Source organism: Photorhabdus temperata, from assembly GCF_025384845.1.
Classification (GTDB): domain Bacteria; phylum Pseudomonadota; class Gammaproteobacteria; order Enterobacterales; family Enterobacteriaceae; genus Photorhabdus; species Photorhabdus temperata.
In genome coordinates this window covers 93289-105573 of record NZ_JAJAFX010000011.1, presented here as the reverse complement: position 1 = coordinate 105573, position 12285 = coordinate 93289, and the positions used below count along the sequence as shown (strand labels likewise).

The following is a 12285-nucleotide window of genomic DNA, read 5'->3' as shown; positions in this document are numbered from 1 at the left end:
GATTAAGCTCGCTAAACTCCCTGAGGAAAAATAATCGAAAGCAACAATTTTATCCATAATTAATGGCGGATTACTATCTACTTGGATTGAAATTCGCTTAACCTTATTATTATCCTCTGTTTACCGAAATTTTACGTTATGCTTTCGTCTGCCAGTCAATACCCTCCACTATCTGATTTGTCAAAAATTGATTTATTTTTTTCACGAAGCGCTAAAAAGCATGGGAATATTATCTGATCAGAAAAACAAACCCATTCTTATTTAAAGGAAAAGTTAATATGGGAAACTCCAGATTTGAATGTTTCACCAAAGAGGAAATAAAACTGGCATATGAATTTGATATGCTAAATAAATCAATGGTCATGGCGGGACAGAATGTACATGCACTGCAAAAGCAATTGTATCGTCTTAGCTCACCGCAAAAGCTGTTGAATAAAATGGGGCGAAATGCACTAGTGGAAATTAAAGACACGATGATACGTTCAGTTCCCGCCTCAATATGTGCAGGGTTAGCTGGCGCTGCTGCGGCTCCTGGCGGCCCTGCTATCTCTTTTCTCGCCAGTGCGGCAGCGGGAAGTATTGGTGGTGAGTTGGCAAAGCCCATTACGTCAAGAACAGGTGTTCATACCCAGTTATATCCGACTTGTGCCACCAATACGACTAAAGATATTGAACGTGAGGTAATGGAGAAGTTACAGGATAAATTGAGCGGCTACCCCAGGCTACATGAGCTATATCGTACCTATGTGAACAAAGAATATGCGCAGGATTTTGTGCTGGATACTGCACTGGCAAACACGCCTGATGTGATGACCAGTTCTATAACCGAAGGCGTTAGTAACTGGACAGCCGGTACTTTCAGCTCCATGCTGCAATATGGCTCAATATCCGTTAGCTCAAAATTAGCTTTGAGTTTGACTGCGGCGGCGGGACTGGATCCCCGTGGTATTTATAACAAAGGAAAAGATACATTTCGAGCAATGGCTAACATGAAACCAGGCCCACATGCGGGTGGTCGTCTGAAAACAAAAAAATTAGAAAAACTGCTGCATACTTATCAAGAATATTTACCCTATCTGGAGCAAAATTTACTACGGGCGAGAGATTGCTTGTCCCAGTTGATAGCCTCGTTAAACAACAATCCGAATAGAAAGTTAAATGTCAGCGCATTCATGAATAAGTTCCCTAATCTTGCCTTATCACATCGCAAAGCCCGCGAAACATCTAAAGATATTATCAGTATGCTTGAATTGCTGATTATGCTGGAAAAAGAGAGGGAGAATGAGGTAGTTAAGGAAACCAGTTTATAAAGCGAATCCTCTTTTGGGGGTGTTGACTCAGGTCAGCCACCCGAGAGAGGGTTTCAATATAGTATGAAACTAATTAATAATAATTTTAAAATCCGTAGGAATTAAATTTGCCAAAAAATTTGAAGTGACTTTATTTTTCACCCGAAGAACAAGGTTTGGGAAAGCGGAATTCTTATCACTATAACTCAATTCACCATTCTTTATAAGGTAAAAACAGGGATCAATGAAATTTACACTGTATTCTCCACTGCCTGTATCACAGGAATATATGCCGAAATTATCAAAACCATTCTCAATATATGCCCCATTATTGAAAAACCAATCTTGAATTGGCTGCGCCCTTGACATTTCTGCTGTAGAGCTTAGTGGAGTGAGAAACTGTGCTTTAAACGTGAATGCAAGATAAAGATTTGTAATACCTGGATAACGAAATAAGTTGTGAAATTCTGAAATTTTTTGACAATCCAACCATATAAATCCCGGGGTCCAAATGCGAAAATCCAAACTCTCTGCATTCCATTTCTCTATTTTTTTATCAGATGCCAATGGGAGTTTCGCAACGATACTATTTGGAGCATATTTGTTTATATAAATATTAGTCATAATTGCGCCTCATCTCTTAATTAATTTACTTGGCTAAATAGCCCCACCTTGTTTATTATCTCTTTTTTACAGTATACAACCATAATTGGATTGCCGCTAATTATTTGCCCAAATTGCTTCATGTTTGCCACATTTCTAAAAAATAACTGGAAAATTCTGGAATCCAATTAAGACAAGCGCAAAATATTCACCTGCCGAAAAATTATTGTAAGCATCGATATCAATATTAAAATAATATACGGTAAGATTATCCCCATGTGCGAATAAAAAAGTGTTGCATGTAACGTTTTTTTGGTTATATTGTGAACATGGTTACATGTCACGAGGATGAAAGATGAATAAGGTTGCAGATCGTGTAAAAAAACACAGACAACAGCTTAGAAAGTCAGGATTAAGGCCCGTTCAAATATGGGTACCTGATACACGCCTTCCTCATTTTAAAGAAGAGTGCCGGCGTCAAAGCCATCTGGCTACAGCAATGCGAGACAAGGAAACGGATGCACTATTAGAAGGTGCGATGAATGAATTGGCTGATTCAGGAGACTGGGAGTGAAGCGAGGAGACTTAATAACTGTTGCTCTACAAGGGGCTTATGGTAAGCCCCGTCCGGCACTGGTTATCCAATCTGACAACTTTGATGAACATCCCAGTATTACTGTTTTGCCCGTGACCTCAACATTGATTGATGCACCACTCTTTCGGGTGACAATTAAACCTTTCCCTGAAACAAATCTTGAAAAACTGTCACAGGTCATGATTGATAAGGCAATGACTCTCCCGAAAGAAAAAGCCGGAGCAGTATTTGGTAAACTGGATTACGCGACGATGCAGCAGGTAGATCGCTGTCTGGCCTTGTTTTTAGGCATCGCAAAATAAGAAAAATATGCTCACTTCTAATCGCCTCACACAATGAGTAGCACAATCTAACTTTATCCGTATCAAAACATATACCCCGCTCCCTTATTTGTAATATACTGCCACAACTGGATGAATATCCAGCATTGTGCGTCTTTGCAGTAAAGTTAATGTAATAAGACCGGAGACAACATATGGCAGAAACAGGTAAGAATAAAGGAGTGTTCAATGGTAACAAAATCAGAGGAGAACCCCGATTCGGTGACAAAGAAGCAGATCGACACACTTACTATCGATAAAATCATGCAGAGTATCATCCTCATTTCAGTCGGCACGGTTTTTTACCGACTACAAGAGGGTGAATATGGCGGCAATGGTGTATTCTTTAACCTCTACGGAGCTCACACCCGGTACGGGCTAACGAACGGCACAGATGGCAACCTGTATCTGGCCAACTCGCCGAGAACATCAATGAAAGAGGTGTTCCAACGTCTGCCAGCCATTACAGACCGGGAATTGGACGGGTACCATATGGCTACATTGGTGACAGAGAAAGATCTGCATATTGTGGACATTACCCGGCTTGCACCGAAAATGCATATAACCGCCCACCAGCTGACCGGCTCAGATTACCGGCTCACGCAGCAACTCGCGGCAAAGCTGTCACCACATGCAAATGGGCTGGCTTACGTGTCTAACGTCACACTTGAGCCCTGCATAGTGCTTTGGCATAACGACCCATCAGGCAAAGGCGTGATACGTACCGTGGAACTCAAAGTGCTCAGAGAGTTTGAGTACGAAGGAGAAAGTGCTGAAGACATACTGGTGAACGATCTGGATATTCCAGTAATATGACAGATGGGGGAACCGGCAGAATACGTGTTCCCCCACTTTTTACTATGCAGCATCCTGGGTACCAAACACCCTCGCCAAACGAATTATTTCCTGAAGCTTATTATCCGAAACGCCATTTCTCAGTATATCAATAACAGTGAACTCCTGGCCTTCTGGCAAACGGTGTTCCAGTACATTACGTTTCTGCGCGAAAAATCCGTACTGCATCACACCACTGAAATGGCTGAGATGAGGTAAAATCTCAGCCACACCCTTCAGTACACCTTTTTCACCTTTACTTTCATCATCGGTGAACTGAAAAACCGGGTAGATAAACTCACCATCGTGTTCAAGAGCCAGTAATTTACCTGTATCTTTTTTCTTTTTAACCGTTACCTTACTGACACCCAATAACTTCGCCACCTCAGCAGAACTTAGCACACCACCATTTTCGCGCACGTTGTCAAAAAAACGCGCGCGGCTACGCACACGATTAAGCAACCTTTTCTTTTCCGGCGTCAATTCGGCAAGTGCTCGTGCCGGCATAGCCAGAAATAACATATTCATCAGAAACTGATTGTCCGGCAATGCCAGTTGACGCTTGATGCCTGCCTTACCCTTGCTGCGAATACGATCTGCCAGCTCCTTAATAATATTCTCAAGGCGATCAGCCGCTGCATCAGCATCGTCGTACTCATGATGAGGTGCCGCCATGTTGTTATCGAGTCTGGTTTTCCTATGTAAAGTTTGCATAATACACCTCAAGTTAACGATTGATAGCATAAAGAATATACATACAATCATTAACCAATGCAAATATAACCGACATTGGATCCCGAAACCCCATGCCCTGATGCTCAGAACGAAACCATCTCTGCCGGATTAAGCGTGCTCATCACTCCCAGAACGCCCTTAGCCAACGGAATGGCTACCGGAGAGAGATAGGAGCCCAGTGGGATACTCGCGTGGTCAATGCGGGTAAGCATGGTAAAGTCGTCGTTGCGTCCGGTAAAATCATCGCTGATCGCTTTGCCAATGCGCACCGTCTGCGCCACTCCATGACCGCTCCAGCCATGTACCATATACACGGGTACGCTGTCGCCGCTCTTGCGGGCATCGATGGCACCGTTCAGGGTCAGATCACTGATCCCGCCCCAGGAATATTCCAGTTCGTTTTTTTCCAGCTGCGGGAACACGGTTCTGATACGCTCAAGCAGATAGTTGTTCACATCACGCGGTAACCAGGAGTTGCCAGTACCCTGACCACCGAACAGAAGGCGATTGTTGCGCACCGCACGATAGTAGTCGACCTGTAACTGTGTATCGTAGACCGGCAGCTCTGACGGGATCAGCTCTTTGACATCTACTGGCAACGGTGGTGTTACCGCCACGTAGGTGAAAAAAGGCATCGTAGTGGAAGGGCCAGAGATAAACTCACCCGTTGAGACATGTACACCCAGCACCACGGCTTTGCTCGCCCTGATAGCCCCCCGCTCAGTTTCTACGACTGTGCCACCAGCATCCTGCCTTATGCCCTTCACTTTGGTACTGTCATAGATTCGCCCACCCAGTCTGGCGAAACCATAAACCAGGCCACGCAATAGTGCCAGAGGCTGGACTTGCCCGCCGATACTGTCGATATTTGCTCCATGGTAGATGCCCGAACGCACATACTCTTCCTGCAATTCGTGCGGTCCGATAACCTTCATCGCCGTATCTCCCATATGGCGCCGGGCATCGGCATTAGCCACCAGCGGCCCCATGTGGCCTGCGTGCACCGCAACAGTGATATGACCATATTTGCGGTCACATTCGAAACTGTAACGCTCACGGAGTTCATCCACGAGATTCATTGCTTCAACCGATGCAAAATGCCACAAGCGTTTAGCCTCATCGGATGAAAGTTTTTCCAGCATAGTTTCAGCTTCCCAGCGTGCGAGCCCGGGGGTCATCTGTCCCCCGTTGCGGCCAGAAGCGCCTGAACCAATGTTATCCTTTTCAACCAGAATCACGTCCACGCCCGCTTCAGCAAGATGCAATGCCGTGGAAGCACCCAGCAACCCACCGCCGATGACCACAACCTCGCAGTTCTGGTCTCCAGGCAGGCTTCCAAAAGCTGACCAGTCAGCCAGAGAAGCTTCATAATAGTTGGCTGGCATGGCGTCAACAGCAGCCTCTTTATGCCAGTTCCAGATACGCGGATCCAGCCCCAACCGGCTGGCTCTGTGCTGCGCATCCTCCAACAGTATCGGCCGGAGCTTATCAACGTTGGCGGCAGGCGCATCGGCCGCGGTTAAAGTCCGGGCGAGCAGGGATAAGTTGGGAAGTACGGATGAAAGCACTCCCACCCCCGCGAGCGTCGCGGCGGTAGAGATAAAGTCTCTTCTATTCATTGTCATTTCAGCACTCCTGTCATGATCTTGAAATCACCCGCTGGCCTGATCTGGAGCGTTTCCCTGTGAGTGAATCCGGCTCTCTGAGCTGTATTTATTGCTGCCAGAGCTCCCTTTCAGACCGGCGAGAATCAGCAGGATAACAGTGCCGATAAACGGTATGAGATGCAGCAGTAACCACCAAGCGCTGCAATTGATGTCATGCAGGCGACGGGCATTCACTGCTAGCGCGGGCAGAAATGTGAGCAGCAGATAGACAGCGCTGAACCAGCCCATATAAATTTCAGGATTGGCAACGGCAAAGTAGCTTTCAAGGAAAGAGATAATAAATACAGCCAGGATCTGGAACAGAGCAAAGTACCAGAACTCCTTACGTTTGGCTCGTCCCCTGAAGCAGGCATAGTTTTTTAATACATTTAAATACCAGTGCATTGTTGTCCCCTCTTGTGAGGCAGCAGGTTCTACCTACTGTTCAGTCAGCTCGAGCAGCACAGACTCCAGAATATTGAGCGCTTCGTCAAAAACGTGATTCTGTATGGTCAGCGGCGGAAGGAAACGGATCACGTTGCTGTGTACACCGCACATCAGCAGGATCAGACCACGCTCCAGCGCTTTCTGACGCACCGCATTAGTAAAGCTGGCATCGGGTTCCTGACTGTCCGCACGGGTAAACTCCACCGCAATCATCAGTCCAAGTCCACGCACATCGGCGATCTGCGGGACACGCGGTCGCAGTTCATGCAGACGCTGTTTTAGCTGGTCTCCCAACTGCGTCGCCCGCGCATTCAGCTTCTCTTCTTCGATCACATCCAGCACCGCATGGGCGGCTGCAATCGCCACCGGGTTACCACCATAGGTTCCCCCCAGACCACCAACCACGACAGCGTCCATCAACTCTGCACGTCCCGTTACAGCCGCCAGCCAGACCTTTCGCCATAGTGGTCAGATCGGCAACAACCTCATAATGCTCCATGGCAAACAGTTTGCCCGTACGCGCGAAACCGGTCTGGATCTCATCAGCGATAAGTACAATGCCATGACAATCGGCGATCTCACGCAGGGCTTTGAGCAGCTCAGGAGGCGCAGGATAGAAACCACCTTCGCCCTGTACCGGTTCGATGATGATGGCAGCGACTCGCGTGGGTTCAATGTCGGTTTTAAAGAGATTTTCCAGCGCATTCAGCGTCTGTTCCACGCTAATGCCATGCAGCCCGATCGGAAACGGAACACGGTAAACGTCGCTAACCAGCGGGCCGAACCCTATTTTGTACGGTGCAACTTTGCCGGTTAATGACATACCGAGGAAGGTACGGCCATGGAAAGCGCCGCTGAAAGCTACCACGCCACTGCGCCGGGTAGCGGCCCGCGCGATCTTCACGGCATTTTCCACCGCCTCAGCCCCAGTAGTGACAAAGACGGTCTTCTTAGCAAAATTACCAGGCACCAGATGGTTCAGACGTTCGGCCAGCGCCACATAATTTTCGTAGGGTACTACCTGATGACAGGTATGGGTAAACTGTTCCAGTTGTTCTCTGGCTGCCGCGATGACGCGCGGATGGCGGTGGCCGGTATTCACTACGGCGATACCGGCAGCAAAATCGATATAGCGTTGCCCTTGAATGCCCCAAATTTCAGCGTTTTCCGCACGCTCCACATAAACTTGTGTGGTCACGCCCACGCCTTTTGCAATAGCCGCGCTGCGTCTTTTAGCTAACATAGATTCAGTCATAAATGAAAACTCCTCAGCAATCTGAAATAAGCGGGCTTCAGCAGGCAGATGCCCGATGTGATTCGGTGTGTTGTCGCACCGAAGGTGCGACAAGAGAAGCGTTTAAAGCCGATGTCCAACGTTAAACGACGCTAGGTTGCTTTCCCTGTCCGCATTCGACGAGGGTTTACAGCGGTTTTTGCTAAAAAATACCGTGGCGATGCAGCGCTTTCGCATCCTCCGGTATCGGGGTGATAGCATCCCAAAGTTCAGCCACTTTGCCGTTATCAATGCGCCATAGCTCGAAGTAGCTGTGACGCGCTCCGGCGATACTCCCCTCCGAATGGGTCAGAACAAACTGCCCATCGGCTACCGTACGGTGAATTTTAGCGTAATGCAGACCCTGCCCTTCATCCCTGAGTTGCTTAAGAAACGAGATAACCGCCGCCGTACCATCGGGAATATCGGGGCTGTGCTGGCGAAACAATTCACCATTGGTGTAGTTCCCAAACTCTTCGTAGTAACCCTCGATCAGGGTACGTGTAAAAAAGTTAACCACCAGCTCGCGATTCTTCTCCCGGTCATGACCATGACCTGTTTCAGTCGGGCCGTCTAACTGAGTCCGGCCACTGGCGTTGGGTGCGGCCTGTGGCACCAGGCCGTCCCAGTGCTCTACGATTAAGCCGTCGGCAACCCGGTACAGATCGAAACCGACCAGCGGGTGGTCGTCTAACCCCGTAAAACGACCGTGAATGGCGACCAGATCACCATCTTGCAATACACGATACGTTTCGTGGTGCAGTTCAGGATGTGTCCGGACCCGCTCACTCAATCCGGCAAGACCATCTTTGACCAACGGGGAATGTTCGATGAAATGCGGCGCAAAACAACGCTCAAGCACTCCTACATCACGATCAGTAAACAACTCGTAGTGCGCACGCGACACCAAGTCGCGCGGAGATCTATTCTGAATCATTACGGATGTCCTGTGTCAGTCGTTGGAACTCATCACATGTTTGATACGCGTATATTCATCAAAGCCATAAACCGACAGATCTTTACCATATCCGGAGCTCTTGAAACCGCCATGCGGGGCCTCTGCCGTAAGAGGAATATGGGTGTTAATCCAGACGGTACCGAAATCGAGTTCACGTGACAGGCGCAACGCGCGGCCATGGTCACGGGTCCAGACACTGGAGGCCAATCCGTATTTCACGTCGTTAGCTTTCTCTATAGCATCCTGTTCATCGCAGAACTTCTGCACCGTGATGACCGGGCCGAAAATCTCGGTCTGGACTGCTTCGTCGTGCTGTTCCAGACCGGTAATTACCGTAGGTTCAAAGTAATAACCCGAACGTTCGGCCTGACAGCCTCCTGTTTCGATACAGGCATAAGCGGGCAGACGCGCAATGAACCCTTTGACCTGCTCCAGCTGACGAGCATTATTGAGCGGCCCATACAGCGCCTCTTCATCTTCCGGATAGCCAAAGCGGGTGGCTTTAGCTGCCGCCACCAGTTTAGCGACGAAGGTATCGTAAACAGATTCATGCACCAGCACCCGCGAGGCTGCCGTACAATCCTGACCCGCGTTGAAGTACCCCGCGGTCGCAATGGTCTCCACCGCTTTGTCCATATCTGCATCGGCGAAAACAACCACCGGCGCTTTGCCGCCTAGCTCCAAATGCGCTCTGGTGAGATTAGCCGCCGCCGAAGAGGCAACCTGCAAACCTGCACGCACGGAACCAGTGATGGAAACCATAGCGGGTGTTTTGTGTGAAACGACCAGGGCGCCCGCGCTGGCATTACCCAACACCACGTTGAATGTACCTGCCGGGAAGAACGGAGCAGCCAGTTCAGCCAGCAACAGAGTACTTTCCGGCGTAGTATCGCTCGGTTTGAGTACCACAGTATTGCCCGCTGCCAGCGCAGGCGCTATCTTCCATACTGCCATCATCAGCGGGTAGTTCCACGGCGTAACTTGCCCTACCACACCCAATGGTTCGCGCCGGATGCTGGTCGTCATATCAGGAAGATATTCAGCAGTAGCTTTGCCTTCCAGAAAACGGGCGGCGCCGGCGAAGAAACGGATATGATCCACTGACGTCGCAATTTCCTCGGAAGCAATCAGATGTTTGAGCTGCCCCGTATTGCGGCTTTGCGCTTCGATCAGACATTCAGCGTTTTTTTCCACTGCATCGGCTAATGCCAGCAACGCCTGCTGACGTGCTGACGGTGTGCTGCGCCCCCAGATCTTGAACGCCTCTTTAGCCGCGGCATAAGCTTCATCAACATCCTCCGCAGTCGCGTTAGGAGAACGCGTATAGACTTCACCAGTGACCGGGCTTACCAAATCAAAATATTCAGAACCTTTAGATTCAACATACTGACCATTAATGAAATTCCTGAGCATGGAAAATCCCATGGTTACCTCCTGATGGATTGGACAACATAAAATATAACTTATGATTTAATATATTCAATGGTTACATCACTGATAATTTTGTAATAAAAAAATAAAAATAAAAGAGTAATTAGATACATAGATATAACTTTCTATACTCCTGTTCAGGGAAATATGCCGATCTGTGAGCAAGATCGAGGATTTCAGATTTTACCGACTGGGTAATATAAGCAAACCAACGGATTTAATCTGGTCTGCCTTTTCCGACTCTGGAAGAAAAGATTCAGCTGGCTATTCCCCGGCAGGGTTATTTACAATGGAGCTAATATCAGATATTGCTCAATTTGCAACATCAATATTAAAAAACGAAGTCTTATTGGAGAAACCACGATGAAAAAGACAATAAAGAATATATCTTTATTCACAGGAATTATATTTGGAAGCTTAACATTATCTCATGCGGCAATTATTCCACCTGGTACACAATTGGCGATTAATCAGGATATTGTTCTTCATAATGGTTCAGAGCCTGCGTCTCTTGATGTCCATAAAGTTGAAAGTGATGTTGAATTTGATATTATTCACGATTTCTTTAGTGGATTAATTGACACAGGCATTGATGGTAAGTTAAATCCCGACTTAGCCGTCAGTTGGGAGACCAAAGATAATAAAGTCTGGTTATTTCATTTAAGAGAAGGAATAAAGTGGTCTGATGGTTCTCCTATTACTGCCCATGATGTGGTTTTTAGTTGGCGACGTTTAATTGATCCTCAAATGGCATCTCCATATGGCAGCTATATTGAAAACATGTATATAACCAATGCCAAAGATATTCTTGCCGGAAAGAAAAAAGCCGATGCATTAGGCGTCAAAGCACTGGATGATATGACGGTAGAAGTGACATTAGAGCAGCCGCTATCCTATTTCTTACAGATGGTAGCACATCCGGTTATGGTGCCTATCAGTCAAAAAGCGGTTGAAAAATATGGTGAAAAATGGACTCAACCGAATGTGTTTGTCGGTAGTGGCCCGTTTAAACTGGCTGAATGGATCGTCAATGAGAAAGTCATTGGTATCAGAAATCCACAATATTGGGATAATGCACATACCGTTATTAATAAAGTCACCTATCTTGCCATCACATCAGATACAGCGGTGGTGAACCGTTATTTAGCAGGGGAAATAGATATAACAAAAAGTATCCCATCAGTTTCATTTAACTCCTTAAAAACTAAGTTAGGTAGCCAGGTTCACATTTCACCTAAATTAGGTGTTTATTATTACGAATTTAATACCCAAAAAGCACCTTTTAATGATATCAGAGTCAGACAGGCATTAAATTTGGCTTTAGATAAAACCATCATCTCAGATAAGGTGTTAGGTCAAGGTCAAAAAGCCGCTTATAATAATACCCCACCGAATACCGGAGGAATGAATTTAAAACAACCAGATTATGCATCATTGCCGCTGGCAAAAAGGATTGAAAAAGCCAGACAGTTATTGAAGGAAGCCGGTTATAACAGAAATAATCCATTGAAATTCAATCTCCTTTACAATACATCCGAAGATCATAAAAGAATTGCTATCGCAGTTTCCTCAATGTGGAAGAAAAATCTGGGCGTGGATGCTGTCTTACAAAATCAAGAATGGAAAACAATGTTAGATACAATGCATCAAAGTAATTTTGATTTGGTGAGACATGCGTGGATAGCTGATTACGATCATCCAGCCTCGTTTTTAAATAATTTTGTGACCAACAGTTCTAATAATACATCATTATATAGTAATGATATTTATGATGATCTGATGCAAAAAGCCAAAACAACAAACGATATGAAATATTTCCAGCAAGCACAAGACATTATTACAAGAGATGTGCCGTCAATTCCTATTTATTACTATGTCAGTGCCAGACTGGTAAAACCTTATATTGGTGGATATTATATCAGCCCGCTCGGTTTTGTATCATCGAAAGATCTTTATATTATCAATCACTAATGTAATATTATTTTTACATTTAAACAAACATTACGGTTTAAAACAATATGATTCGTTTTAAACCGTAATGATTTACTCTATAGCTTTAATTAACAAACCAATTTAATAGCCTGATCACAATACGAAGTTAAAATCCGGCAAAAATTAACATATGAATTGTTAACTTTATATTAGTACTATGGC

The 12285-nt window shown here is 46.3% G+C and carries 12 protein-coding genes and 1 pseudogene; 6 read left to right on the top strand and 7 right to left on the bottom strand.

The window, feature by feature from the left end; genetic code table 11:
• Window positions 1-278: 278 nt before the first annotated feature.
• Complete coding sequence (locus tag LGZ99_RS06630) at window positions 279-1310, top strand: hypothetical protein (RefSeq protein ID WP_021323644.1); 1032 nt, start codon at window positions 279-281, stop codon at window positions 1308-1310.
• A gap of 69 nt (window positions 1311-1379) precedes the next feature.
• Here LGZ99_RS06630 and LGZ99_RS06625 read toward each other — a convergent pair whose 3' ends face one another.
• Complete coding sequence (locus LGZ99_RS06625) at window positions 1380-1913, bottom strand: hypothetical protein (protein WP_036837413.1); 534 nt, start codon at window positions 1911-1913, stop codon at window positions 1380-1382.
• A 334-nt stretch (window positions 1914-2247) separates the two neighbouring features.
• On the opposite strand from LGZ99_RS06625, the gene LGZ99_RS06620 reads away from it, so the two are divergent.
• The 3 genes from LGZ99_RS06620 to LGZ99_RS06610 all read left to right on the top strand — a co-directional run bounded on the left by LGZ99_RS06620 (window position 2248) and on the right by LGZ99_RS06610 (window position 3623).
• Window positions 2248-2466, top strand: coding sequence for an antitoxin MazE family protein (locus tag LGZ99_RS06620; protein ID WP_036837412.1), 219 nt, complete (start codon window positions 2248-2250; stop codon window positions 2464-2466).
• The gene (locus LGZ99_RS06615) at window positions 2463-2789 is read left to right on the top strand and encodes a type II toxin-antitoxin system PemK/MazF family toxin (RefSeq protein WP_036837411.1); all 327 of its coding nucleotides are present in this window, start codon (window positions 2463-2465) and stop codon (window positions 2787-2789) included. The genes LGZ99_RS06620 and LGZ99_RS06615 overlap by 4 nt, the downstream gene beginning before the upstream one ends.
• A gap of 207 nt (window positions 2790-2996) precedes the next feature.
• Window positions 2997-3623, top strand: coding sequence for an RES family NAD+ phosphorylase (locus LGZ99_RS06610; RefSeq protein WP_036837409.1), 627 nt, complete (start codon window positions 2997-2999; stop codon window positions 3621-3623).
• Between the two features lie 42 nt (window positions 3624-3665).
• Here the strand turns inward: LGZ99_RS06610 and LGZ99_RS06605 are convergent, their stop codons facing one another.
• The 4 genes and pseudogenes from LGZ99_RS06605 to LGZ99_RS06590 all read right to left on the bottom strand — a co-directional run bounded on the left by LGZ99_RS06605 (window position 3666) and on the right by LGZ99_RS06590 (window position 7724).
• The gene (locus tag LGZ99_RS06605) at window positions 3666-4355 is read right to left on the bottom strand and encodes a hypothetical protein (RefSeq protein WP_036837407.1); all 690 of its coding nucleotides are present in this window, start codon (window positions 4353-4355) and stop codon (window positions 3666-3668) included.
• A gap of 104 nt (window positions 4356-4459) precedes the next feature.
• Complete coding sequence (locus LGZ99_RS06600; RefSeq protein ID WP_021323637.1) at window positions 4460-6001, bottom strand: NAD(P)/FAD-dependent oxidoreductase; 1542 nt, start codon at window positions 5999-6001, stop codon at window positions 4460-4462.
• Between the two features lie 27 nt (window positions 6002-6028).
• Entirely contained in the window at window positions 6029-6427 is a 399-nt protein-coding gene (locus LGZ99_RS06595) for a DUF805 domain-containing protein (RefSeq protein WP_021323636.1), read from the bottom strand.
• A gap of 33 nt (window positions 6428-6460) precedes the next feature.
• Window positions 6461-7724 (bottom strand): annotated as a pseudogene (locus tag LGZ99_RS06590) (4-aminobutyrate--2-oxoglutarate transaminase).
• 2 nt (window positions 7725-7726) lie between these two features.
• On the opposite strand from LGZ99_RS06590, the gene LGZ99_RS06585 reads away from it, so the two are divergent.
• Window positions 7727-7849, top strand: a complete 123-nt coding sequence (locus tag LGZ99_RS06585) for a hypothetical protein (protein WP_262978968.1) — start codon at window positions 7727-7729, stop codon at window positions 7847-7849.
• 56 nt (window positions 7850-7905) lie between these two features.
• Here the strand turns inward: LGZ99_RS06585 and LGZ99_RS06580 are convergent, their stop codons facing one another.
• Window positions 7906-8649: a nuclear transport factor 2 family protein gene (locus LGZ99_RS06580; RefSeq protein ID WP_235184663.1), complete on the bottom strand. Its 744-nt coding sequence runs from the start codon at window positions 8647-8649 to the stop codon at window positions 7906-7908.
• A 45-nt stretch (window positions 8650-8694) separates the two neighbouring features.
• The gene (locus LGZ99_RS06575) at window positions 8695-10125 is read right to left on the bottom strand and encodes a gamma-aminobutyraldehyde dehydrogenase (RefSeq protein ID WP_036837396.1); all 1431 of its coding nucleotides are present in this window, start codon (window positions 10123-10125) and stop codon (window positions 8695-8697) included.
• Window positions 10126-10494: 369 nt separating this feature from the next.
• Here LGZ99_RS06575 and LGZ99_RS06570 point away from each other — a divergent pair, with 369 nt between their 5' ends.
• Complete coding sequence (locus tag LGZ99_RS06570) at window positions 10495-12102, top strand: ABC transporter substrate-binding protein (RefSeq protein WP_036837394.1); 1608 nt, start codon at window positions 10495-10497, stop codon at window positions 12100-12102.
• Window positions 12103-12285 lie beyond the last annotated feature (183 nt).

What these genes read in the sequence shown, in the direction of transcription:
- LGZ99_RS06575 (WP_036837396.1), bottom strand. Translation starts at nt 10,125, where the DNA reads ATGGGATTTTCCATGCTCAGGAATTTCATTAATGGTCAGTATGTTGAA.
- LGZ99_RS06605 (WP_036837407.1), bottom strand. Translation starts at nt 4,355, where the DNA reads ATGCAAACTTTACATAGGAAAACCAGACTCGATAACAACATGGCGGCA.
- LGZ99_RS06610 (WP_036837409.1), top strand. Translation starts at nt 2,997, where the DNA reads ATGGTAACAAAATCAGAGGAGAACCCCGATTCGGTGACAAAGAAGCAG.
- LGZ99_RS06585 (WP_262978968.1), top strand. Translation starts at nt 7,727, where the DNA reads ATGAAAACTCCTCAGCAATCTGAAATAAGCGGGCTTCAGCAGGCAGAT.
- LGZ99_RS06630 (WP_021323644.1), top strand. Translation starts at nt 279, where the DNA reads ATGGGAAACTCCAGATTTGAATGTTTCACCAAAGAGGAAATAAAACTG.
- LGZ99_RS06625 (WP_036837413.1), bottom strand. Translation starts at nt 1,913, where the DNA reads ATGACTAATATTTATATAAACAAATATGCTCCAAATAGTATCGTTGCG.
- LGZ99_RS06620 (WP_036837412.1), top strand. Translation starts at nt 2,248, where the DNA reads ATGAATAAGGTTGCAGATCGTGTAAAAAAACACAGACAACAGCTTAGA.
- LGZ99_RS06570 (WP_036837394.1), top strand. Translation starts at nt 10,495, where the DNA reads ATGAAAAAGACAATAAAGAATATATCTTTATTCACAGGAATTATATTT.
- LGZ99_RS06595 (WP_021323636.1), bottom strand. Translation starts at nt 6,427, where the DNA reads ATGCACTGGTATTTAAATGTATTAAAAAACTATGCCTGCTTCAGGGGA.
- LGZ99_RS06600 (WP_021323637.1), bottom strand. Translation starts at nt 6,001, where the DNA reads ATGACAATGAATAGAAGAGACTTTATCTCTACCGCCGCGACGCTCGCG.